This is a genomic window from Haloglomus litoreum (assembly GCF_029338515.1).
GTDB classification, from domain to species: domain Archaea; phylum Halobacteriota; class Halobacteria; order Halobacteriales; family Haloarculaceae; genus Haloglomus; species Haloglomus litoreum.
Genome location: NZ_CP119988.1, coordinates 3513732 through 3536237 on the forward strand (window position 1 = coordinate 3513732; position 22506 = coordinate 3536237).

Below are 22506 nucleotides of genomic sequence, written 5' to 3' on the forward strand. Positions count from 1 at the left end.
CGCCAGCGGTCCGCCCGTCGGCGTGCCTCAGTCGTCGGCCGGAACCGGGTCGACGCCCACCTGCGCGGCGATGGCCTCGAACTCGTCGACGAACGCCTCCGTCAGCTCCGTCGGGTCGTCGATCAGCCCGGCGTCCGAGGCGATACCGACCCGGACGTGGCCGTCGTAGCTGTAGATGCTGATGCCGAGCCCGATACCCTGGGAGGTCGGCACCCAGAACATCATGTCGCTCACCTCCGCCCCGGCGAAATGGAAGGTTTCCGTCGGTCCCGGGACGTTCGTGATGACCGACGAGGCCCGGTTTCGGAACCGCCACATCGCCAGGTCCTGGAACGGCATCGGCAGGTTCCCGACCGTCTTCAGCAGGGTCAGCATCAGCCACGCCTGCGTCCCCTGGCGGAGCGCACCGGTCCGGCTGCTGATCTCGTCGATGCGACCCTGGACGCTGTCGATGCCGACCGGGAGCTGGAGGAACCCGAGGCCGAAGGCGTTGCCCAGCTGCTCGTCGCGCCGGTCGAGCGGCTTCAGGTTGACCGGGATGGCGGTCCGGTGCTCGGCGTCGGGGTCGACGGCGCCGTCGTGGGCCTCCAGGTACCGCCGGAGTGCGCCCGTGGTGGTCGCCAGCAGCACGTCGTTGATGGTGCCGTCGAACTCGCGACCCACGGCCTTCGCCCGGTCGACGTCGATGGGCTCGGTCCACGCGGCGCGTTTCTTCAGCCCGAGTTCGCCGCTGACGGCGGTGTCGGGCTCCTCCGGGAGCAGCATCGACTCGGTGCCGATCTTCGCGGCGCGGGCGCCCCGCACGAGGAGGCTCGGCGCCTTCGAGAGCGACGCCAGGACGCCCGGCCCGTCGTCGGACCCGCCGCTCGTGTCGGTCGCGCCCGCCGCGTCCGAGGGCCCGCCCGGCGACGTGGCGTCCCCGTCGGCGGCGTGGTCCGGCGGGGCCGGGACCCCCCCGACGGGGAGGTTGATCTCGCTCGGGTCGTCGGCCAGACCCAGGAGGACGTACATCATCGCGAACCCGTCGCCCAGCGCGTGGTGGATGCGCATCACCAGCGCGTTCCCGTCGCCCGCACCCTCGACGAGGTAGGCCTGCCACAGCGGCTTGTCGTGGTCGACCGGCTGGCTCAGCAGGTCGCCCACGAACGACTGGAACTCGGCCTTGTCCTGTGGCTCGGGCAGCGCGACGTGGTGGAGGTGGCAGTCGATGTCGAACTGCTCGTCGAGCACCCACGTCGGCCGCCGGAACGGCGTCTCCTCGTTGATCACCCGCTGGCGGAACCGCTTGAACGGGAGCAGCCGCTCCTGCAGTTGCTGGCGGACCGCCCCGTACGAGACGGGGTCGTCGAAGTAGAGCATCCCCGTGATGGTCATCAGGTTCGTCCGGTCACCCATCCGGAGCCAGCTGTTGTCGGGCCCCGAGAGCACCTCGCGGTCCGGCGGGTCCTCGCTCACGCCCACCACCCCGCCCCGTGCCGCGCCGTCGTCGCTGGTCCCGTCGCTGTCATGTGGTCCCCACACAGGGATGGGTGGTAAATGAAACCCACCGGTGGCGGGCCGGCACGCGGGATTCCCCGTCCTGGGTCGGGACGGTGTCCGCGCACTCGGAAGCGAGAGAACGGTCCGATTATCCAGATGGCTGTCGAGAGGGTCCAGCCTCCGGACCGCTGCTTGGGAGGGAGAACTTGAGACGGAGCTGTTGCGACCGAACGAGGCGAGACTCGCAGAACGGGAGAAGGCGGACCGTCCCGTCGACGGTCGTCAGTCGGCGGCGACTTCCTCTTCCTCGCCGCCCTCGGTCTCGACGTCCTCGTGGTAGTACTTCTCGATGAGCTCCTCGTCGATCCGGTTGAGCTCCGGCTTCGGGAACATCGAGAGCAGCTCCCAGCCCAGGTCGAGCGTCTCGTCGATGTCGCGGTCGGTGCGGAAGCCCTGCTGGACGAACTCCTGCTCGAAGCGGTCCGCGAAGTCCAGGTAGAGGTTGTCCCGCTCGGACAGTGCCTCGCGACCGACGATGTTCACGAGGTCGCGCAGGTCCTCACCCTCGGCGTACGCGGCGTACATCTGGTCGGAGACGTCGGCGTGGTCCTCGCGGGTGAGCCCCTCGCCGATACCGTCGTCCATCAGCCGCGAGAGGCTCGGCAGCACGTCGATGGGCGGCTTGATGCCCTGGCTGTTGAGGTCGCGGTCGACGTAGATCTGCCCCTCCGTGATGTAGCCGGTCAGGTCCGGGATGGGGTGCGTGTCGTCGTCGCCGGGCATCGTGAGGATGGGGATCTGCGTGACAGAGCCCTCGACACCCTCGAGGCGGCCGGCGCGCTCGTACAGCGTCGCGAGGTCGGTGTACATGTACCCGGGGTAGCCACGGCGACCGGGCACCTCCTCGCGGGCCGCACCGATCTCGCGCAGCGCCTCGCAGTAGTTCGTCATGTCCGTCAGGATGACGAGCACGTGGTACCCCTTGTCGAAGGCGAGGTACTCGGCGGTCGTCAGGGCCAGGCGCGGCGTGACCGTCCGCTCGACCGCGGGGTCGTCCGCGAGGTTCATGAAGACGACCGACCGCTCGAGCGCACCGGTGCGCTCGAAGTCGTCCATGAACTCGTTGGCCTCCTCCTGGGTGATACCCATGGCGCCGAAGATGACGGCGAACTCGGACTCGCCACCCTCCTCGTCGGCCTCCTCCGGGACGGTCGCCTGGCGGGCGACCTGCAGGGCCAGCTCGTTGTGGGGCAGGCCCGACGCGGAGAAGATGGGGAGCTTCTGGCCGCGGACGAGGGTGTTCATGCCGTCGATGGCGGAGACGCCGGTCTGGATGAACTCCTCGGGGTACTCGCGGGCGGTCGGGTTGATGGCGGCGCCGACGATCTCCCGGCGCTCCTCCGGCTCGATGGCCGGGCCGTCGTCGATGGGCTCACCGGAGCCGCTCAGCACACGGCCGAGCAGGTCCTCCGTGAGCGGCATCTTCAGCGTCTCTCCCAGGAACCGCACCGAGGAGTTCTTGTCGATACCAGAGGTCCCCTCGAACACCTGGATGGCGACGAACTTGCTCGTCGACTCCAGGACCTGTCCGCGGCGGACCTCCCCGTTCGGTGTCTCGATCTCGACGATCTCGTCGTAGCCGACGGGCTCGTCGACCTCGGCGAACACCAGCGGGCCGCTGATCTCCGTGATGGTCTTGTACTCTTTCTGCATTGTCAGTACTTCTCCCGCAGTTCGGTCTCGATCTGTTCCTCGACCTCGTCGATGAACTCGTGGTAGTCCTCGGCGACGCCCATCCGGTTCAGGCGCGGCGCGCCGTCGATGGCGATGATCTCCTCGATGGGGACGCCGGCGTCGAGCGCCTTGAACGCCTCGTCGTTGAACGTCTTGATGGCACCGAGCATCCGGAACGTCTTCTCCGGTTCGCAGTAGGTGTCGACGTCGTGGAAGGCGTTCTGCTGGAGGTAGGCCTCACGCAGGTAGCGTGCGACCTCCAGCGTGAGCTGCTGGTCCTCCGGCAGCGCGTCCTTCCCGACGAGCTGGACGATCTCCTGCAGTTCGTCCTCCTCGTCGAGCGTGTCGACGGCCCACTGACGGCGGTCGGGCCAGTCCTCGTCGACGTTGTCCGTGAACCAGGGGTCGAGCTGGTCCTGGTACAGCGAGTAGGACTCGTTCCAGTTGATGGACGGGAAGTGCCGACGCTCCGCGAGGTCGGCGTCCAGCGCCCAGAACGTCTTCACGATACGCAGGGTGTTCTGGGTGACCGGCTCCGAGAAGTCGCCGCCCGGCGGCGACACGGCGCCGATGACCGAGATGGAGCCCTCCGTCTCGTTCAGGTTCTGGAACTTGCCGGCCCGCTCGTAGAACTCGCTGAGGCGGGCGGCCAGGTACGCCGGATAGCCCTCCTCACCGGGCATCTCCTCCAGTCGGGAGGAGATCTCGCGCATGGCCTCGGCCCACCGGGAGGTGGAGTCGGCCATCAGCGCCACGTCGTACCCCATGTCGCGGTAGTACTCCGCGATGGTGATACCCGTGTACACGCAGGACTCGCGCGCCGCGACGGGCATGTTCGACGTGTTCGCGATGAGGCAGGTCCGGGACATGAGCGGGTTGCCCGTGATGGGGTCCTCCAGCTCGGGGAAGTCCTCGATGACCTCCGTCATCTCGTTGCCACGCTCGCCACAGCCGACGTAGACGACGATGTCCGCGTCGGCCCACTTCGCGAGCTGGTGCTGGGTGACCGTCTTCCCGGAGCCGAACGGGCCCGGGATGGCGGCCGTCCCACCCTTCGCGATGGGGAAGAGGCCGTCGAGGATGCGCTGGCCACTGACCAGCGGCGTCGTCGGCGTCTCCTTCTCCTGGCTCGGCCGGGGCTCCCGGACGGGCCACTCCTGGTGCATGGAGATCTCGGTCCCGGTGTCGAGTTCGACGACCGTCTCGTCGACGGTGTGCTCGCCACCGTTGACCTCGACGACCTCGCCGGAGTTGTCCTCGTCACCACGCTCGGGCGGGACCAGGACCTTGTGCTCGATCTGGACCGTCTCCTGGACGGTCCCGAGGATGTCGCCGGGGGTGACCTCGTCGCCGACCTCGACGGACGGCTCGAAGGTCCACTCCTTCTCCAGGTCGATACCGGGCGCGTCGACCCCACGGTCGAGGAAGGCACCCATCTGCTCCTCGAGGACGTCGAGGGGGCGCTGGACGCCGTCGTAGATGGAGTCCAGCATCCCCGGCCCGAGGTCCACCGTGAGCGGCTCGCCGGTGTTCTCGACCGGCTCGCCGGGGGCCACGGCGGACGTCTCCTCGTACACCTGGATGGTAGTCCGGTTGCCCTCGATCTCGATGACCTCACCCATCAGGCCCTCGTCGCCGACGTAGACGACGTCGTTCATCCGCGCGTCCAGGTCCGTCGCCACGACGACCGGGCCACTTACACTGTCGATGACCCCGTCCGATTCGGGGGCCGTGTCTGTCGCTTGGCTCATGTTTAATCCTCCATCAGGTCGATGCCGATCGCGCGCTTGATCTGCTCGCGGAGGGCTCCGCCGCTGGAGTCCCCGCCGAGCGTCACGAGCACGGGCTCGACACTCGTTTCGACGTTGCGTCGGACGGTCCGCGAGAGGTGGTCGAGGTCGTCGTCGTGCATCACGACGATGCCGACGTCGTCGTCCTCGAACAGCTCCGTGACCGCCTCGTCGAGTTCCTCCTCTTTCTGTTCGTCCGGCACGTTCGCGAAGCGCCGGACGCCCGCGAGCCGGAAGCCCGTCGTGAAGTCGGGACTCCCGACCACGCCGATCTCCTGACTCATAGTACCACCAGTTCCTCGTTGATCTCCTCCTCGCTCAGGCCGGCCTCCCGACCGCGCGCGATGGCGCGGATGTTGTCGATCTCGCGCTCCTTCGCGAGCACGTAGCCGAGCACCGGGCAGACCGACAGCGGGTAGCGGCTCGAGAGCTGGCCGGCGTACTCGAGCAGGGCCGCGTCCAGTGCGTTCTCGAACCCGATGAGGCTCTGGGCCGCTTCGAGCGCGTCGAGCGCCTCGTCCAGGTCGTCGCCGTACGGCGACTCCCGGACGCGGGCCGCGAGCTCGTCGGGGTTCTTCGCCAGCTGGCGGAGGTCATCCTCGGCGAACAGCCGGCCTCCGTCGATGAAGTAGTCCGCCGGGTCCATGTCCGCGCCGGAGTAGGCCAGCCGGAACGCGTTCCGCAGGTTCCGGAAGTCGATCTCCGCGCGGAGGAACTCGATGTAGAGCTCCGTCGCGCGGCCCGGCTCCTCCGGGAGGTCGTCGAGCAGGTGGCCGTAGAACGCGCGGTCGACGGCGTTCTCCAGCGGCACCAGCTCGCCGCGCTCCTCGTACACCTCCAGCGCCGCCTCGAGCGGCCCGTGGAACATCGTCCCGCGGGTCGCCTCGATGGCCTCCTCCATCGAACCGGCATCGAGCAGGCGATTCAGTCGCTCCTCGCCGAACTCGCCGGCCCGGATGAAGTCGTCCTCGACCGACGCGCGGTCGGCATCCGAGTAGATGCCACGCAGCTTGGTCTTGACGTTCCAGGCGTCGAACTTCCGGAGGTAGCGGGCGACGTAGTCGTACAGCTTCCCGTCGGCCCACCGAAGCAGGTCGTCGAAGTTGTTCGCCAGGTTCCGGTTGAGGGCGTACTCGATGAGGTCGACGCCGCTGTGTCGCGACCCCAGCGCGTTCATCTCCGCCTCGTACTCGGACTCCTCCATGAAGCGGGCGATCTCGCCCGTCCCCATCCGCGTCAGCTTGCGGTAGTCGTCCTCGTCGAAGAGCCGGGCGCGCCGGGACCGCACCCGCGCGGTGACGTACTCGTAGTTCGAGCTGCCCTGGGTTCGCGTGCTCATCGCTCCTCGAACAGGCGCTCGGAGATGGCCCGGAGGTTGTCCTCCCAGACCTCGTCGAGCACCGAATCGAACGTATTGTTCACACGGACGCGCGAGCCCTCGCTCTCGACCACGACGCCGCCGAGGCAGTCGACGGGGTCGCCGACCTCGAAGCCGTCGTGGTCGTCACAGATCGTCTCCAGCAGGTCGGCGTCCGACTCCCGGCCACGAACGCGGACGGTGTCGGCGTCCTCGAACTCGGGTGCGGCGGCCTCCAGCAGGGTCCGGGTGAGCCCCTCGCGGCGCTCACCCTCCAGCCCGGCGATCTCCTCCTCGACGTCCGTGCGGACGTCCTGGAGCAGTTCGCGACGGGCCTCCAGTCGCTCCTGCTTGGCCTCCAGCTTCGCGCTGGAGAGGGCCTGCTCGCGCTCCTGTTCGATGGTCCGCTCGACCTCCTGCTCGGCGTCGGCCTCGATCTCCTCGGCGTCGGCCTCCGCCTCGGCGACGATCTGCTCGGCTCGCTCCTCGCCCTCCGCGCGGATCTCCTCCGCGCGCGTGCGCGCTTCGTCTCGAATGTCCTCTACGACCGTATCAAGGCTCATGAATCGAAAAGTGGGGGAGCGTTTAGACGACGAAGATGACGACCAGCGCGAGGATCACGAGCGTCTCCGGCAGGACCGTGAGGATGAGCCCGCGACCGAACATGTCGTCGTCCTCGGCGATAGCGCCGACGGCGGCGGCACCGATACCACGCTCGGCATACCCGGCACCGAACGCGGCCAGCCCGACGGCGAGGGCGGCTGCGGCGGTCGGCGGGATGGCCGGCGCTGAGCTCTGCAGTACGAACGTCGCGAACGCCATGATGAGTTCCAGCATTGTTGTGAGGTTCCTCCGTGGGTAGTCGCTTCCGAACAGGCGGCTATCCGGACAGCCAGCCAATAAAACTTCTCAAACCCATCCACTGGCTTGTGTACGGTAGCGTGGCTCACGGGAGGAAATCCCGCCGAACCGCCACGCGGCGGCCGCCTGACACCCCGAACGCGCCCGTTTCTCCGCAAACAGCACGATTGAACATCAAGGAAACGGACTGCGTCCGAACCCGTTGGTTTGAAAAACGAGCCAGCAATCAACGCTGGAATCGGGATCGGAATCGGAAAACGGGGCTCGAGTCGTGCCGGGCGCCGTCAGTCGTCGCCGGCGAACCGGGTCTCGTAGCCGAACGGCTCGTACTCGTCGCCGCCGCCCTCGTAGAACTTCCCGAAGAACTCGACGTACTCGAGACGCACGGCCTGCAGGCCGGCGCTCGTCACGCCGAGCGCGAGCACCAGCAGGTGCCCGAGGACGAGGATGACGATGCCGCCCAGCGCGGCGCCGATGCCGCCGTGGACGAGCCCGCCGAACATGACCTCCGTGACCTCGTGGCCGTGGTAGGTCCCCTGTTCGAGGTAGTAGGCCGGCGAGTGGTCGATACCGAAGTGCCACGCCGGGCCGCTCTCGGTCTCGGTGACCCAGACGCCGAAGAACAGGAGGTTGACGACGAACGCCATCCCCGCCTTCGCGAGCAGGACCGCCGCGAGTCGCGTGTACGAGAGGACGTTGACGAGCACGTTGAGGAACTCGACGCCCTCGATGGGCTCACCCGCGACGAGCAGGACGAGCCCGAGGCCGAACACCGCCAGCCCGGCGAGGCCGACCGTCGGCGAGAAGCCGGCGAAGCCGAGCGGGAACGGGTTGCCGTTGAAGACGCTGTCGGCGCCGTAGATGAGGTCCGGGGCGGACCCGCTGGCGCCGGCGAAGATCCACGCCCACAGGCCGAACATCATCATCAGCCAGGAGCCGGATTCGAGCATCGCGTCCTTGAACCCGTGCGAGAGGTTCTCGTAGAAGTCGAAGATCCACCCGACGGTCAGGTGGAGGACGCCGGCGATGAGGCTCAGGACGAGCCAGCCGAGCGCGTAGTCGCTGTACTCGGGGATGAGCCCCTTGTGGATGGGCGGGCTACCGCCCCAGACGATCTCGCCGAGCTGGTGCAGCCCGAAGAACTCGCCGTACAGCACACCGAATATCGCGGTGAAGAAGCCCGCGAGGACGCCGACGCCGCCCAGCGACCGGATGATGTCCGAGTCGAACTGGGTCATCAGCGCACCGCCGAGCAGCATGTACAGGATACCGTAGCCGAGGTCACCGATCATGAACCCGTAGAAGACGGGGAACGTCAGGAACAGGATGACCGTCGGGTCGAGCTCGCTGTACTTCGGCCGGTTGATGACCTCGACCAGCGCCTCGAACGGCTTCACCGGGCCGGGGTTGTCCTGGATGACCGGCGGCGTGGAGTGGCTCATCGCCACGTCCGCACCCGCGCCGTCGGTCGCCACGTCGGCCTCCGCGATGCGACCCAGGTCGCGGCCGCCGTCGGACGCGACCTCGCCTCCATCGGCGGCCGCGGGCTCGCCGACGCCGCCGCCGGCCGCGCCGCCCGCCACGTCCTCGGAGTCGGTCGGGTGGCCGTCCTCGTTGTAGTCGGCGACCTCTAGCAGGTCCACGTCGACGTGGTCGCCGACGGCGTCCTGCAGGCCCTCGGCCAGGTCGACGTACTCGTCGTACGGGAGCCAGCCCTCGGCGACGAAGGCGTTCTCCGTCGTCGCGAAGGAGAGCGGCGCCTCGGCCTTCTGGACCTTGACCGCGAGCTTCTCCTCGGCCGCGAGGAGGAAGCCGCCGTAGTCCTCGCGCAGGCGGTCGAGCTGTTCCTCGACCTCCTCGAGGTCGGCCTGGAGGTCACGCCTGCGGGCCTCCAGCTCGTCGACGTACTGCTCGGGACTGATGCTCTCGCCGCCCTCGCCGAGGTCGGGCACCTCGTAGGACGTGAACTGCGCGCCCACCAGGGCGTCCGTGATGTCGACAGCGGGGTAGGCGAACACCGCGAGCACGTCGCTCTCGTCGGCGGCGAACGTCTCGTGGCTGTCGACGCCGGGCTGCTCGACCAGTGCCGCACGCACGCTCTCCTCGTCGCCCTCGCCGACGGCGACCGAGAGGTTGTCGTAGCCGTCCAGCAGGTCCAGGTCGATGCCCAGCTCGACGAACGGGCGCACCGAGTCCAGCTCCTCCTCGACGCTCCGGAGCTCGTCGGTGAGTTCGTCGCGCCGGTCGTCCTGTGCGTTGACCTGCTCGCGGATCTCCTCGATCTCGGCGTACAGGTCGTCGGCATCGACGGGGCGGCTCTCGGCGTCGGACTCGTCGACACCGAGGATGGACTCCAGCGACCGGACCGTCACCAGCGCCTCGGAGGCACGGTCGGCGCCCTGCTGTGGGGAGCCGGGCTCGAAGCCCTCCCAGCCACCGTCGTAGTCCGTGAGGTGGAGCAGGTTGAGGTCGTGGGCCGTCTCGACCACGTCGTCGAGAACTGCTTTGGATCCCGTCACCGAGACCCGGCCCATCTTCTCAGGTCTGAGCATCGACCGCCTCCTCGAACAGGTCCACCACGTGTTCGACGGCCTCCTCCTTGCGCTCGCGGGCGCGGGCCTGGAGCTTCTCGCGGTCGGCCTCGCCCTCCGCGATGATGGCCTCGCGCTCCTCCTCGATCTCCTCGCGTGCCTCGGCGAGGCGTTCGTCCTTCATATCCTGTGCCGCTTCGCGAGCCTCCTCGCGGATCTCCTCGGCCCGCGACCGGGCCTCGTCGATCCGCTCCTCGCGGTCGGCCTCCGCCTCTTCGACGATCTCGTCGGCCTCACGCTCGGCCTCCTTGACTCGGTCGAGAACTTCCGGCCTGGCCATGTCTATCGGTGGGGACTTCGGAAAGGGCGTATTTGGTAGTTGCGAAACCGCGAGTCGCCATCCCGCCGCACCCGGTCACGCCCGCCGACCCCGCAAGTATTGCCGTAACTGAGGGTTATAGATTCGTAGAGATATATGCACGAGGCACATGACCGACGAGCAGCCGGACGCGAACACCCCTGCGGGCCTCGGGTTCGGGACCCGGTGTGTCCACGCCGGCCACGAGCCCGACACGGCGACGGGGGCCTCGGCGACGGCCATCCACCAGACCACCTCCTACGAGTTCCCGGACGCCGACACGGCGGCGGACCTGTACGCACTGGACGAGGTCGACCACATCTACTCGCGCATCAGCAACCCGACGACCCGCAGGCTGGAGCGGCGCCTCGCCGCCCTCCACGGCGGGTCGGCCGCGCTGGCCACGGCCTCCGGGATGGCCGCGCTCGACGCCGCCACCTACGTTCTCGCGGAGTCGGGCGACAACGTCGTCTCCTCATCGGCCATCTACGGCGGCACCCACTCCTACCTCGCCCGGACCGGCAACCGCCGGGGCATCGAGGCGCGGTTCGTCGACACGCTCGACCCCGACGCGTACGCCGACGCCATCGACGAGGACACCGCGTACGTCCACGTCGAGTCCGTCGGGAACCCGTCGCTCGTCGTCCCGCCGTTCGAGGCCATCGCCGAGGTGGCCCACGACCACGACGTCCCGCTGCTCGTCGACAACACGTTCGCGACCCCGGCGCTCTGTCGGCCGTTCGAGCACGGCGCGGACCTCGTCTGGGAGTCGACGACGAAGTGGATCCACGGCTCCGGGACGACGGTCGGGGGCGTCCTCGTCGAGGACGGCTCGTTCCCGTGGGCCGAGTACCCCGAGAAGTACCCCGAGGTCGGCGGGCCGAACCCGGCGTTCCACGGGGTGAACTTCGCGGAGACGTTCGGCGACGGCGCGTTCACGATGGCCGCGCGCCAGCGCGCGGTGCGCTCGGTCGGGAGCCAGCAGTCCCCGTTCGACGCGTGGGCCACCCTCCAGGGCCTGGAGACCCTCGCCCTGCGGATGGAGCGCCACTGCGAGAACGCCGCCCTGGTCGCCGACGCGCTGGCCGCCCACGAGGACGTGGCGTGGGTGACGTACCCGGGCCTCGAGTCCCACGAGACCCACGACAACGCCCGGCGCTACCTCGACGGGGGCTTCGGCGGGATGGTCGCGTTCGGCCTGGAGGGTGGGTTCGAGGCGGGCAAGCGCGTCTGCGAGGAGACGGAGCTCGCGCGCTTCCTCGCCAACATCGGCGACGCCCGCACGCTCCTCATCCATCCGGCCTCGACGACGCACGCCCAGCTCAGCGAGGAGGAACAACGCGCCTCCGGCGTCACGCCGGACCTCGTCCGGCTCTCGGTCGGCATCGAGGACCCCGCCGACGTCGTGGCGGACCTCGAACGGGCAATCGAGCGCGCCTCCGCGGAGGTGAGCGACTGATGGAGGGTGTCCCCCACGAGGCCGACACCGTCTCGGTCGGCGAGTTCACCTTCGAGTGCGGCGAGTCCATCCCCGACCTGGAGCTCGCGTACGAGGCGTACGGGGAGTTCACGGGCGACAACGCCGTCCTCGTCTGCCACGCGCTCACCGGGAGCGCACACGTCGCCGGACGGCGACGGAGCGGCGGAGCCGACACCGCCGGCCAGGCCCGCGCCTGGTGGGACGACATCGTCGGCGCCGGGAAGGCCATCGACACCACCTCCTACTACGTCGTCTGCGTGAACGTCCCGGGCTCGTGCTACGGCTCCTCGGGGCCGGAGAGTCGAGACGAGGACGGCGAGCACTGGGGCACGCGGTTCCCGCCGGTCACGGTCGGGGACTGGACCCGCGCGCAGCGCCGGCTGCTCGACCACATCGGCGTCCCGAACCTGCACGCCGTCGTCGGCGGCTCCGTCGGCGGGATGAACGTGCTGGACTGGGCGAAGCGCCACCCCGACCACGTCGACCGCGTCATCCCGGTGGCGACCGCGGCCCGCCTCGACCCGCAGATCGTCGCGCTCGACGGCATCGCCCGCCGCGCCATCACCTCGGACCCGGCCTGGCAGGGCGGTGACTACTACGGCGAGGGCCCGCGCCCGGAGAACGGCCTCGCCATCGCCCGCCAGATCGGCCACGTCACCTACCTCTCGAAGTCGTCGATGCACGACCGGTTCGGCCGACGCTCCGCCTCACGGGATGCAGCCCGTGACACGTTCCCCGTCGATCCGGCGGCGGACTTCTTCCCCTACCGGGACGTGGAGTCGTATCTGGACTACCAGGGCGAGAAGTTCGCCGAGCGGTTCGATCCCAACAGCTACCTCTACCTCTCGCGGGCGATGGACAACTACGACCTCGCGTCGGGGTACGAGTCCGACGCCGAGGCGCTCGCCGCGTTCGACGGCGAGGCGATGGTCGTCTCCTTCACGGGCGACTGGCACTTCACCGTCGAGCAGGGCGAGGACCTGGCCGAGGCGTTCCGCACCGCGGGCGCCCGGACCGCCCACCACGTCATCGAGAGCGACCACGGCCACGACGCCTTCCTCGTCGAGCCGGACCGCGTGGGCCCGCCGCTGGCGGACTTCCTCGCCGACGGGGTCCGGGGCAAGTCCGTCACGGACACCCGCGACGACGAGGAGCGCGAGAGCGAGTTCGCGCCCGTCCACACCTCGCTGTTCTCGGACTGAGAGGGCGGCTTCTCACTCCTCGGCGTCGGCATCGTCGGCCCGGCCGTCCCCATCCCCAGCCACCGTCTCGGCCAGCGTCTCCCGGTCGGGGAAGTAGGCCGGCGCGTCGTGGTCGACCTCGAAGGCGACCACGCGCTCCAGGGCCGTGGCGCCGTCCTCGACGTCGTCGAGCGCCTCGGCGAGGTCGGCGTAGCCGCCCGCGAGGTCGTTGAACGCGTGCATCCGGGCCTGTTTCGCCTCGACGAGCGTCTGCTTGCGCTCGACCGTCGAGACCGCGGACTCGGCGGCGTCGGCCGCGTCGGCCGCCTCGCCGGCACCCGGCTCCGGACGGTCGGGGTCGTCCGTCGAGGGCGGGGTGGCGGTCCCCTCGGTCGCGTCGTCGAGGTCGCCGCGGAGGGCGTCGAGCTCCTCGTCGACCTCGTCCAGCAGTTCGTCAGCCGCCTCACCCATCTGCTGGACGCGGCCGGAGAGGAGTGCGGCCTGGGTGCGGCAGTACTCCACGAACGCCTGTGGCCCCGGTGAATCCTCCATGCGCGTCGTTTCGTCCCCGGGACGGAAACCGGTTCCGCGGACTCACCGCAGCAACAACAGCGCCCCGCACCCCACGACCACCGCGACCGGGTACGCCGGATGCGCCCGCGAGAAGCGCCAGAGCCGCTCGACCGTGACGCCCGCGAGGTCCGGCGCGACGCCGGTCCCCGGCGAGAGCGAGGCCACGATGATCCACCCCGCGACCAGTGCGCCGACCCCCCCTGCCGTCCGGAGTGGGTTGGCGCCGGCCCACAGCGCCAGCCGGCGGGGGCCCCAGAGAAGCATCCGCAGCACCAGTCCGAACCCGAGTCCCATACCAGGGAGAGCCGGGCAGCGGTCGTCAAACCCCGTGCGACGAGCGTCTGACGCGGCGCCGTCGGGCGCGTCGGCCCGCCTCAGAGGACGCCGCGCTCGCCCAGCAGCTCCTGCAGTTCGGCCATCGACGCCACCACCACGTCGCAGTGGGGTTCGACGGCCGGTTTGGGCTCGTAGCCGACGGCGAGCCCGGCGACCTCCAGCATCGGCAGGTCGTTCGCGCCGTCGCCGACGGCCACCGTGTCGGCCATGTCGACGCCCACCTCGTCGGCGAGGTCCTCCAGCGCCTCGTCCTTGGTCCCCTCGATGAGCGGCCCCTCGACGTCGCCGGTCAGCTTGCCGTTGCGCATCGGAAGCCGGTTCGCGACCACGGTGTCCACGTCCGTGCCGGCGTCGTCGAGCGCGCGAGCGACCCCGCGCTCGAACCCACCCGTGAGGATGGCGACCGTGTGGCCGGCGTCACGGAGCGCATCGATGAGTTCGGCGGCACCCGGGCGTAGCTCCACCCGACCGAACGCGCGCTCGGCCTTCTTCTCCCGCAGGCCCCGCAGCAGTTCGGCCCGCGAACGGAGGCTCTCGGCGTAGGAGATCTCGTCGTTCATCGCCCGCTCGGTGATGTCGGCCATCTCCTCGGCGACACCCTGCTCGCCCCCCAGGAGCACGGTCATCTCCGAGTCGCTGAGCGTCCCGTCGAAGTCGAACGCGATGAGCATACGTACCCCTTCGGCGGTCCGGGCTTGAATCCCCCGCGTTGGAGTTGCTGACGGGACCGGCACGTCGAGGGATACCCGGGTGCCGGGCGTGGCGGTTCGAGCCGCGGCGGACCGGGATACGGACCCTCCGGGAAGCGAGCCGTCGCTGTGCATCCCCACCGGCAGAACGTTGATACTCGCAGCCACCACAGACGGAGGCGTGCCACCGACGGTCGTCCACGCGGCGCTCGGAGTCATCCTGGCCGCGGCAGCCCTCGGCGCGGCGTTCGACCGGCGGGCGGCGGTCGTCGCCCTGCTGGCGGGTGCCGCGCCGGACCTCGACGCGGCCGTCGGCCTGCTCGCGGTCCCCGGTGGGCTCCCCGTTCCGGAGAGCACCCACGGCGCCGTCCTCCACACGCTGTTCATCCCCGGGCTCGCGGCCGCCGTCCTCTACGCCGACGCCCGGCGCGACCGGCGGGTCGTCGACCGACTCGGACCCGCCGGCGTGCGGCTGGCGTGGGTCGGTGTCGTCGTCTACGCGGTCGCTGGCATCGGGCTGGACCTGTTCAACATCGCCACCGCGAACCCGTTCTGGCCGGTCCGGGACCAGTTCTACGCGTTCGTGGGGGGCATCGTGTTCACCAACCAGGAGTTCTTCGCGCAGTCGTACGTCCAGTTCGGGAAGCAGGGGTACGCGGTCTACGTCGGCCAACAGGGCGGCACCGCCGAGTTCTTCGTCTCCTCGCCGCTCAACCCGGTCCGGGGGCCGAACGGCAACTCCGAGCGGGTGGTGGACGTCGTGGAGTCGGGCTGGCAGCTGCTCGTGCTCGTCTCGGCACCGCTGGTCGGCTGGCTCGCCGCGCACTCGGACGCGTCCGCCGGGGCCGCTGCCCCGTCGGCGCGGGACGGAAGCCGCGAGGCGGGCACCGGCACGGAGGCCGACACGGCCCCGACGGACGACTGAGTGGGCACGTGAGGAGCCCTCACGCACGCGTCGGCCGGAAGCTACTTTCGACGGCCGCGAGTGGCCCCGAACGAAATGTCAGTCTCAGTCGGCGACAGGGATGTACCGCTCGGCGTCGGTGCCGCGGTCGGCGCCGTCGCGGAGCTGGTCGGGTACCTCCTGGTGTTCATCATCACCTCGGGGAGCATCCGCGACAACGTCCTCCGGCAGGCGACCGACATCCCGACGTGGAAGGCCGTGGGCTGGGTATTCTTCAACGCCCACTTCGTCGAGACGATGATCGACCTCGGGTTCCTCGGGAGCGGCACCGGGAGCTTCATCGGCGAGGACGGGTTCAGTCCCATCCTCTACGCCGTCCCGCCGCTGGTCCTCATCGCGGCCGGGCTCGCCGTCGGGCAGTACCGGGACATCGACGAGCCGGTCGAGGCCCTGCTCGGCGCCGTCCCCCTGACCCTCGGCTACCTCGTGCTCGTCCTCGTCGACCTGTTCGCGTTCCAGGCCGACGGGACCGGACCGGTGTTCGCGACCGGCATCCTCCTCGCCGGCCTGGTCTACCCGCTCGTCTTCGGGACCGTCGGCGGCCTCGTCGCGACGGTCACCGACTGACCGGTCGCCGTTTCCGGCTCGCATCCCCGCCTCAGAGGTCACGGGCGACCAGTTCTCCCCAGCCGGTGAAGCCGTGTCGCTCGTAGAAGGCGCGGGCCCGCTCGTTCTCCGCGTCCACGTCCAGCAGGAGCCGGTCCAGCGGGAGCTCCTGTCCGCGGGCGTGGGCCAGGACTCCCTCGAACAGGTCGTCGGCCAGGCCCGTCCCCCGGTTGCGCGGGGCGACCCACAGCTCGTTCAGGACGGCGGCGTCCCAGACGAACGCGAGTCGCTCGGGCAGCAGGAACGCGTAGCCGGCGAGCGGCGGTCCCCGCTCCGCCGACCGCTCTGGTACCGCGACCAGTACGCAGCCGGGGTCGGTCTCGACGCAGCGACGGACCCAGGCGAGCCAGTCCTCGCGGTAGTCGTCGGTGAGCTTCCCGGCGTACGCGGCTTCCTTCTCGGTATCGCCCGCCTCGCCGAGGCCGAGTTCGAACGCGCGCTTGCCGGCCCACAGCGCGTCGGCGTCGCGTGCCGGGTCGTAGGGGCGGACGGCCGGGTCCGGGTCCGGGCCGACGGTGGGACTGGTCACGGGGCACCCCCGTCGTCGGCCGGCTCGTCGGAGTCCGACTCGGTACCACCGCTCGCATCGTCGGCGACCCGGCGGACCGCGGGTCGGGCATCCGACCCGGGCTCGGCGGGGACCGGCGTCGTCTCCGCCACGTCGACGCCGGGCGAGAGCCGCGCGCGGACCGTCAGGCCGACCACGCTGGCGACGACGAGCAGGAGCTGCCAGCCACGGAAGACGACGGGGAAGACCCGCCGGACGTCCTTCGGCTCGCGGCCCTTGTCCGGGTTGACGCCGCTGCCGACGTGGTAGTCCCGGGTCGAGCCCTGCCCCCCCACGTCGACCTGCACGTTCGGCCGGGCGTCGGTGGTCGTGTTCGGCTCCGGCGTCGCCGTCTGGATGTCGACGAACGACTGCCGGAAGCCGGCGTCGGTGGAGACGTTGACGGCGCCGTTGAAGGCGTAGAACTGGTCGTGGAGCGGGAAGAGGACGTTCACCCCGGCGGGGTTGGTCAGGTCGAGGCCGATGCCCGAGACCACCACGGCAGCGATGGCCGCCCAGGCCACCCGGACGCCGCGGTCCCCGTAGCGCTCGCGGAGCAGCGACCGCTCGCCGAGTCGCGTCTCGGCGTACAGGTACGTCGCGGCGAACAGCGGGATGAGCACCGTGTGGAACAGCGCGCGGTGGGTCGATTCCAGGAGGAGGCTCGTGACGGTGTCCAGGTCGACGAAGACGACGGCCCCCGCGACGACGAGCAGCGCCCGCCGGTCGAAGTACGGCCCGAGCACGGCTGCGGCGACGAGGAGCCCGAAGGCGACGTGGACGACCGTCGAGGGCACGGCCGGAGGGCGGGCCGCGGACGGCAAAGCGGTTTCGGCGGGTGTGGCCCCCGCGACCTGTCGTCGGGCCCGCGACCTACCGCCGACCGCGCGTCCCGAGGCCGGGGATGGCGACCCGGTCCTCGACGTAGCTCATGACCGCCGACGCCGAGACGACCAGCGCGATGTAGAACAGCGCGGCGACGGTGTAGATCTGGACGAACAGGTACGTCTCGTTGCCGATGGCCTCGGCCCGGAAGAACAGCTCCCGGACCGTGATGAACGAGGCCAGCGAGGAGTACTTGATGAGGTAGATCAGTTCGTTCGACCAGCCGGGGATGGCGAAGCGCAGGCCCTGCGGCAGGACGACGTGCCGGATGGCCTGGACCTTCGAGAGACCGATGGCGCGCCCGGCCGTCAACTGCCCCGAATCGACCGAGAGCAGCGCCGACCGGATGTACTCGGACTGATAGGCCGCCGAGTTGATGGTGAAGCCCAGCAGCGCGACCACGACCGCCGTGTCTGGCAGGACGCCCACGCCGACGCCCGGAACCTCGCGGACGTACTTCGTCAGGCTCAGTCCGAAGTAGAGGACGAACAGTTGCGCGAGCAGCGGCGTCCCGCGGATGAGCTCCGTGACGGCGAGCGAGGGATACCGAACCGCCCGGTTGCCGTACACCCGGGCGACGCTGAGTGGGACCGCCAGCACCAGCCCTGCGAGGATGGGGACCACCGTGAGGACGATGGTGACCCAGGCGCCGGCCGCGAGCTGCGGGAGCGCCTCGATGCCGAACGCGATGAAGTCCAGGCCGCCCGCGAGCCAGTCAAGCACGCCCGCGACCGGCGCGGGCGCGGCCACCTGCCGGAGCGTCTCGCCCGCCGTCACGAACGGCTGGGTCGGGAAGAACGTCTCCCGCGAGGTCACGTTCGTCCCCGGCACGACGACCCAGTCGTACACCCACCGGACGACGAGCCAGGCCCAGAACGGCCCCAGAACCGCGTAGAACAGCGGTCGGCGACCGAGTTCGACACCGATGGTGCCGCGGGTGGTCGCCGAACTCCCCGGCTCGTCGGCGGTCTCGGTGCTCATCCGTGCCCGCCCCCGTGGAGGCTGGTCAGGCGCTCCAGGAACTCGCCCGTCCGCTGGTGTTCGGGGTTCTCGAACAGCTGCTCGGACGGGCCGCGCTCGACCACCTTCCCCTTGTCGAGGAACGATATCGTGGAGGCCGCCTCGCGGGCGAACCCCATCTCGTGGGTGACACAGAGCATCGTCATCCCGTCCGCGGCGAGGTCGCGCATCACGCGCAGCACCTCGCCGATGAGTTCGGGGTCGAGCGCGCTCGTCGGCTCGTCGAACAGCATCAGTTCGGGGTCCATCGCCAGCGCGCGGGCGATGCCGACGCGCTGCTTCTGGCCGCCCGACAGTTCGGCGGGGTAGGAGTCGGCCTGGTTCGCCAGGCCGACCCGCTCCAGTTGCGACATCGCCTCGGCGCGGGCCGCCTCCTTCGGCATGTCGAGGACCTCGCGCAGCCCGAGGGTGATGTTGCCCAGCGCGGTCCGATGCGCGAACAGGTTGAAGTCCTGGAACACCATCCCGACCCGGCGCCGGAGCGCGTTCACGTCAGTCTCGGGCGTCGTGACGGGGTCGCCGTCGAGGTAGATGGTGCCCGAGTCGATCTCGGTGAGCCGGTTCACACAGCGCAGCATCGTCGACTTCCCCGAGCCGGAGGGTCCGATGACGACCTCCACGTCGCCACGGTCCATCTCGAAGGAGATGCCCTTCAGCACCTCCTCCTCGCCGTAGGACTGGTGGACGTCCTCGAACTCAAGGAGGGGGCCGTCGCTCATCGTTCACCCCCCGTGCCCGGGATGGCGAAGCGCCGTCCCAGCAGTTCGAGCCCCTGGTTGGTGAGGACGGTCAGGACGAAGTAGACCGCCGAGACCGCGAGGATGACCTCCAGCACGCTCGTGGACTGGCCGGGCTGGGTGAACAGGTTGAACCCCCGCGTCAGCAGCTCCGCGAGGCCGATGAAGAAGGCGACGCTGGTGTCCTTCAGGACGATGGTGAACTCGTTCTGGAACCCCGGGATGGAGCGCCGGAGCGCCTGCGGGACGACGACGTGCCGGATGGCCTCGAACTGGCTCATCCCGACCGAGCGGGCGGCCTCCATCTGCCCCTCGCCGACGCTCTGGATGGCGCCGCGGAAAATCTGTGACTGGTAGGCGGCGCTCCGGAGGCCCAGTCCCAGCGTGGCGGCCTCGAACGCGCCGACGTTGATGGGGTTGACGAAGAACGTGAACGCCAGGATGACCAGGATAGGGGTCCCTCGAAGCAGGACGCCCGCACGGCTCACCGTCGCCGCGACGGGCCCGGAGCCGTACACCTCGACGATACCCGCGGGGAGCCCGGCGAGCAGGCCCAGGATGACGCTGGTCAGCGTCAGCGCCACCGTGACGCCGGCACCGTACAGGAGGAAGTCGGCGTTCCTGAGGACGAACGCCCAGTCCCCCGCCTGGAGGACCACTCCGGGGTCGAGCCGACCGGCGACCGACGCGAACACTGTGGTCATCGGCTCAGTTCTCGCGGACGATGATGGACTGGTCGGCGCTGTAGTACGGGTCCGAGAAGTCGATGGCGTTGTCCCGCTGGTCGGTGATGGTCATCGCGGCCGCGATGGCGTCGATCTTGTCGTCCCGGAGCGACGGGATGAGCGCGTCGAACTCGAACTCCTTCCAGCCGCCGAACTGATACTCCGTCTCGGCGACGATGGCCTCGAACAGCTCGACGTCGAACCCGGTCAGCTCGCCGTCTCGCTTGATCTCGAACGGCGGGAACCCCGGCGCGGTCCCGGCGACGATCTCGGGTCCGTCGGACCCGCCGTCGCCGCCGTCGTTCCCGCCGCTCCCGCCGCCACTGCCGCCGTCCTCCGAGCCGAACCACTCGTTGCGGAGCTCCTCGTAGGTCCCGTTGTCGCGGACGGCCTGGAGTCCCTGGTTGATGGCCTGCTGGCGGTCGCTGTCCCCCTCGCGGATGCCGAAGCCGTAGCGCTCGCCCGTCTCGTAGATGAACGCGACCTGGACCGCGCGCTGGTCGGCGAACGTCGCGCCGACCGGCTCGTCCAGCACGATGGCGTCGATGTTGCCGTTCTCCAGGTCCTGGACCGCGAGGGTGTAGTTGTCGTAGGCGTTGTAGTTCGACTCCTCGAGCTTGTTCTGCTTGATGAGTTGCTCCTGGATGACGCTCTCGCCGGTGGTCCCCTTCTGGGCGCCGATGGGGTGGCCCGAGAGGTCGTCCAGCGAGGATGGCATGAAGCTGCCCCCGCCGTCGCCACCGTCACCGCCGTCACCGCCGTCGCCACCACCGTCACCGCTGTCGGTACAGCCGGCGAGCGTGACGGCGCTCCCGGCGGCCAGGGCTTTCAGGTACGAACGACGGTCAGTTCCGTGGTCGGTTGACATATGTTCGTATACATATATCACGGATTAGTAGCTTTCCCCTCCGGTTCCAGTCCTGTCTCCCGGTAGCGTCGAGATAGAGCGGCGCAGCCGAGCGACCGGGCGGTCAGTCGCGCCGGAGCGCCAGGACCGCCGTCAGGACGAGTCCGACCAGCGCCGCGGCGATACCCAGGCCGGGGCCCGAGCCGGCTGTCGGCGTCCGTGGACCAGGCGTGTTCGCGCCGACACTGGTCCCGCCAGACCCGCCAGCACTCGTGACCGCGGTGGGGCCGCCACCGCCGTCGCCACTGCCGTCGCCATCCCCCCCGTCGCCTCCGCCGGACTGCCGGGCGGTCGCGGTGTCGGTCGCAGTGGGCGTGACGGTGGGCGTACTCGCGGCCGGTTGCGAATCGTCGACCGGCGTCGGGCTGGCCGTCGCCGTGGCCGTTGCCGTGGGCGTGCTCGCGGCCGGACCCGGGTCGTCGGGCGTCGGTGTCGGCGTGGCACCCGGCGGTGGCGTCGGCGTCGGCGTCCCGGTCGGTGTCGGGCTCCCCTGCGACGGCGGGTCCGAGCGGTTGTAGTACTCGCCCTCCTGGGTCCGGCAGGTCCACTCCCGCGTGTCCCGGCCGAACTCGTCGGTCGGCGGACACGTGGTCGGCGGGGGGCCGAGCGTCTCGATGGCGTCCTGTCGGCTGTCACAGCCCTCGCAGACGTAGACGTACTTCGCGGCGCCGTAGATGGTGTAGTCGGTCGTCGTGTCCATCTGCGTCGACCCGTTGATGTACCCGGTCAGCCGGTACCAGCCCGGCTCGTCCGGGTTCTCGAGGCAGTTGGTCACCCGCGAGACGATCTGGTCCCTGATCGTGATGTTGACCGGGCCGCCCGCAATGCCCTCGCTCTTGAAGAACCGAACGTAGATGCCGTCCTTCGTGTACGTGACCGACTTGTATGCGTTGAGCAGGCTCCGGTCGGTTTCGGTCCCGGGGCGGTTGTTCCCGCGGTCGATACCGAACGCGGTGGCGTCCGTCGAGGTGCACGTGTCCCAGCGGAAGTCCTCCTGCCGGACCACGTTCCAGTGCATGTTGATGTTCTCGCTGAACCCGACGGCGAAGATGTTGAACGAGTTCCCCGTCGCGCCCGGCGCGTGGTCGTCGACCCGGAACGACGTGTTGCCGGGGAACTGCTGCTTCTCGTCGTCCTCGCGCCCCTGGTTGGCCTTCCCGCCCGTGCCGGGAGCGAGCCACGGGGTCCCCTCGTCACCGCCGTCCGGGTTCGGGTCGTCCTGCACCGCTGCCCCTGCCCGCGACGCGTCCGTCGCGCCCATCTGCGCCGCCGCCGGCACGACCGACAGCACCACCACGACGGCGAGCGTCAGCGTCACGAGGGTCTGCGCTCGGTTCATGGATGGCGCGTCACCATCCGGGGAGAAGTTCGTGCTGCCGGGAACGCTCTATGTTTTAAATCAGCCGTTTATTGAACGCATATTCGGTAAATGTGGGCGTCTGGTGTCGGCGCACGTATCCGGGTGCGGACGTGGCGGGGAGGACTTCGCCGCCGAGGTCGGCGGCGGCGACCCGGAGGACTCCGACTCGAGCGCCGACTTCCACCGGCAGGCCGAGGAGGATGGGGGCGAGGCGGTACCCGACGGGAGGGAGTAGTTCGGTCTCTCGACGACCGCTCCGCAACCACTAACCCCGGGCCCCGCCTGCCGTTCGACAATGGACTGGACAGAGCAATGCGTCCGTTCTGATAGCAGTCTGCTTGCGACCTCGCCGAGTCCGGTGTTTCTGTCCCGTAGGTTGATGTGCG

Annotated in this window: 23 protein-coding genes and 1 pseudogene; 5 read left to right on the forward strand and 19 right to left on the reverse strand. The window is 69.7% G+C overall.

Annotated features, from left to right (window positions below):
* Positions 1-27: 27 nt before the first annotated feature.
* The 9 genes from P2T62_RS17665 to ahaH all read right to left on the reverse strand — a co-directional run bounded on the left by P2T62_RS17665 (position 28) and on the right by ahaH (position 10092).
* Positions 28-1455 carry a wax ester/triacylglycerol synthase family O-acyltransferase gene (locus P2T62_RS17665; RefSeq protein WP_276258334.1) on the reverse strand — a complete coding sequence of 476 codons (1428 nt, stop codon included), beginning with the start codon at positions 1453-1455 and terminating at the stop codon, positions 28-30.
* A gap of 306 nt (positions 1456-1761) precedes the next feature.
* Positions 1762-3192: an ATP synthase subunit B gene (locus P2T62_RS17670; protein ID WP_276258335.1), complete on the reverse strand. Its 1431-nt coding sequence runs from the start codon at positions 3190-3192 to the stop codon at positions 1762-1764.
* Positions 3193-3194: 2 nt separating this feature from the next.
* Positions 3195-4964 (reverse strand): ATP synthase subunit A, encoded by a 1770-nt coding sequence (locus P2T62_RS17675; RefSeq protein ID WP_276258336.1) that lies wholly within the window; start codon positions 4962-4964, stop codon positions 3195-3197.
* Positions 4965-4966: 2 nt separating this feature from the next.
* Complete coding sequence (locus P2T62_RS17680) at positions 4967-5287, reverse strand: V-type ATP synthase subunit F (protein ID WP_276258337.1); 321 nt, start codon at positions 5285-5287, stop codon at positions 4967-4969.
* On the reverse strand, positions 5284-6342 hold the full coding sequence (locus tag P2T62_RS17685) for a V-type ATP synthase subunit C (RefSeq protein WP_276258338.1): 1059 nt from the start codon (positions 6340-6342) through the stop codon (positions 5284-5286). The genes P2T62_RS17680 and P2T62_RS17685 overlap by 4 nt, the downstream gene beginning before the upstream one ends.
* On the reverse strand, positions 6339-6923 hold the full coding sequence (locus tag P2T62_RS17690) for a V-type ATP synthase subunit E (protein ID WP_276258339.1): 585 nt from the start codon (positions 6921-6923) through the stop codon (positions 6339-6341). The genes P2T62_RS17685 and P2T62_RS17690 overlap by 4 nt, the downstream gene beginning before the upstream one ends.
* A gap of 22 nt (positions 6924-6945) precedes the next feature.
* Entirely contained in the window at positions 6946-7182 is a 237-nt protein-coding gene (locus P2T62_RS17695) for a hypothetical protein (RefSeq protein ID WP_420028460.1), read from the reverse strand.
* A gap of 323 nt (positions 7183-7505) precedes the next feature.
* Positions 7506-9773 (reverse strand): V-type ATP synthase subunit I, encoded by a 2268-nt coding sequence (locus P2T62_RS17700; RefSeq protein WP_276258341.1) that lies wholly within the window; start codon positions 9771-9773, stop codon positions 7506-7508.
* Complete coding sequence (ahaH, locus tag P2T62_RS17705) at positions 9760-10092, reverse strand: ATP synthase archaeal subunit H (RefSeq protein WP_276258342.1); 333 nt, start codon at positions 10090-10092, stop codon at positions 9760-9762. The genes P2T62_RS17700 and ahaH overlap by 14 nt, the downstream gene beginning before the upstream one ends.
* A gap of 148 nt (positions 10093-10240) precedes the next feature.
* Here ahaH and P2T62_RS17710 point away from each other — a divergent pair, with 148 nt between their 5' ends.
* Positions 10241-11569, forward strand: coding sequence for an O-acetylhomoserine aminocarboxypropyltransferase/cysteine synthase family protein (locus P2T62_RS17710; RefSeq protein WP_276258343.1), 1329 nt, complete (start codon positions 10241-10243; stop codon positions 11567-11569).
* The gene (gene metX, locus P2T62_RS17715) at positions 11569-12792 is read left to right on the forward strand and encodes a homoserine O-acetyltransferase MetX (protein ID WP_276258344.1); all 1224 of its coding nucleotides are present in this window, start codon (positions 11569-11571) and stop codon (positions 12790-12792) included. The genes P2T62_RS17710 and metX overlap by 1 nt, the downstream gene beginning before the upstream one ends.
* A gap of 12 nt (positions 12793-12804) precedes the next feature.
* On the opposite strand, the gene P2T62_RS17720 is transcribed toward metX, so the two are convergent.
* The 3 genes from P2T62_RS17720 to serB all read right to left on the reverse strand — a co-directional run bounded on the left by P2T62_RS17720 (position 12805) and on the right by serB (position 14351).
* Entirely contained in the window at positions 12805-13323 is a 519-nt protein-coding gene (locus tag P2T62_RS17720; protein WP_276258345.1) for a hypothetical protein, read from the reverse strand.
* 42 nt (positions 13324-13365) lie between these two features.
* The gene (locus tag P2T62_RS17725; protein ID WP_276258346.1) at positions 13366-13638 is read right to left on the reverse strand and encodes a hypothetical protein; all 273 of its coding nucleotides are present in this window, start codon (positions 13636-13638) and stop codon (positions 13366-13368) included.
* Positions 13639-13718: 80 nt separating this feature from the next.
* Positions 13719-14351, reverse strand: coding sequence for a phosphoserine phosphatase SerB (serB, locus tag P2T62_RS17730; RefSeq protein WP_276258347.1), 633 nt, complete (start codon positions 14349-14351; stop codon positions 13719-13721).
* Positions 14352-14550: 199 nt separating this feature from the next.
* Here serB and P2T62_RS17735 point away from each other — a divergent pair, with 199 nt between their 5' ends.
* Together P2T62_RS17735 and P2T62_RS17740 are read left to right on the forward strand one after the other, a co-directional pair.
* Positions 14551-15294 (forward strand): metal-dependent hydrolase, encoded by a 744-nt coding sequence (locus P2T62_RS17735; RefSeq protein ID WP_276258348.1) that lies wholly within the window; start codon positions 14551-14553, stop codon positions 15292-15294.
* A 75-nt stretch (positions 15295-15369) separates the two neighbouring features.
* A complete protein-coding gene (locus P2T62_RS17740) occupies positions 15370-15900 on the forward strand; it encodes a DUF7978 family protein (RefSeq protein ID WP_276258349.1) in 531 nt (176 codons plus the stop codon).
* A gap of 31 nt (positions 15901-15931) precedes the next feature.
* Here the strand turns inward: P2T62_RS17740 and P2T62_RS17745 are convergent, their stop codons facing one another.
* The 7 genes and pseudogenes from P2T62_RS17745 to P2T62_RS17775 all read right to left on the reverse strand — a co-directional run bounded on the left by P2T62_RS17745 (position 15932) and on the right by P2T62_RS17775 (position 22099).
* On the reverse strand, positions 15932-16468 hold the full coding sequence (locus tag P2T62_RS17745; RefSeq protein ID WP_276258350.1) for a GNAT family N-acetyltransferase: 537 nt from the start codon (positions 16466-16468) through the stop codon (positions 15932-15934).
* Positions 16465-17283, reverse strand: a complete 819-nt coding sequence (locus tag P2T62_RS17750) for a metal-dependent hydrolase (RefSeq protein ID WP_276258351.1) — start codon at positions 17281-17283, stop codon at positions 16465-16467. Before P2T62_RS17750 ends, P2T62_RS17745 begins: the two co-directional genes overlap by 4 nt.
* A gap of 76 nt (positions 17284-17359) precedes the next feature.
* A complete protein-coding gene (locus P2T62_RS17755; protein ID WP_276258352.1) occupies positions 17360-18352 on the reverse strand; it encodes an amino acid ABC transporter permease in 993 nt (330 codons plus the stop codon).
* Positions 18349-19110 (reverse strand): amino acid ABC transporter ATP-binding protein, encoded by a 762-nt coding sequence (locus P2T62_RS17760; RefSeq protein ID WP_276258353.1) that lies wholly within the window; start codon positions 19108-19110, stop codon positions 18349-18351. The genes P2T62_RS17755 and P2T62_RS17760 overlap by 4 nt, the downstream gene beginning before the upstream one ends.
* A complete protein-coding gene (locus tag P2T62_RS17765) occupies positions 19107-19832 on the reverse strand; it encodes an amino acid ABC transporter permease (RefSeq protein ID WP_276258354.1) in 726 nt (241 codons plus the stop codon). Before P2T62_RS17765 ends, P2T62_RS17760 begins: the two co-directional genes overlap by 4 nt.
* 7 nt (positions 19833-19839) lie before the next feature.
* Positions 19840-20118: pseudogene (locus P2T62_RS23465) on the reverse strand (transporter substrate-binding domain-containing protein); the annotation flags it as partial.
* Positions 20119-20824: 706 nt separating this feature from the next.
* Positions 20825-22099: a hypothetical protein gene (locus tag P2T62_RS17775; protein ID WP_276258356.1), complete on the reverse strand. Its 1275-nt coding sequence runs from the start codon at positions 22097-22099 to the stop codon at positions 20825-20827.
* Between the two features lie 103 nt (positions 22100-22202).
* Between P2T62_RS17775 and P2T62_RS17780 the strand changes: the two genes are divergently transcribed.
* Entirely contained in the window at positions 22203-22355 is a 153-nt protein-coding gene (locus P2T62_RS17780; RefSeq protein ID WP_276258357.1) for a hypothetical protein, read from the forward strand.
* The last annotated feature ends 151 nt before the right edge of the window (positions 22356-22506 follow it).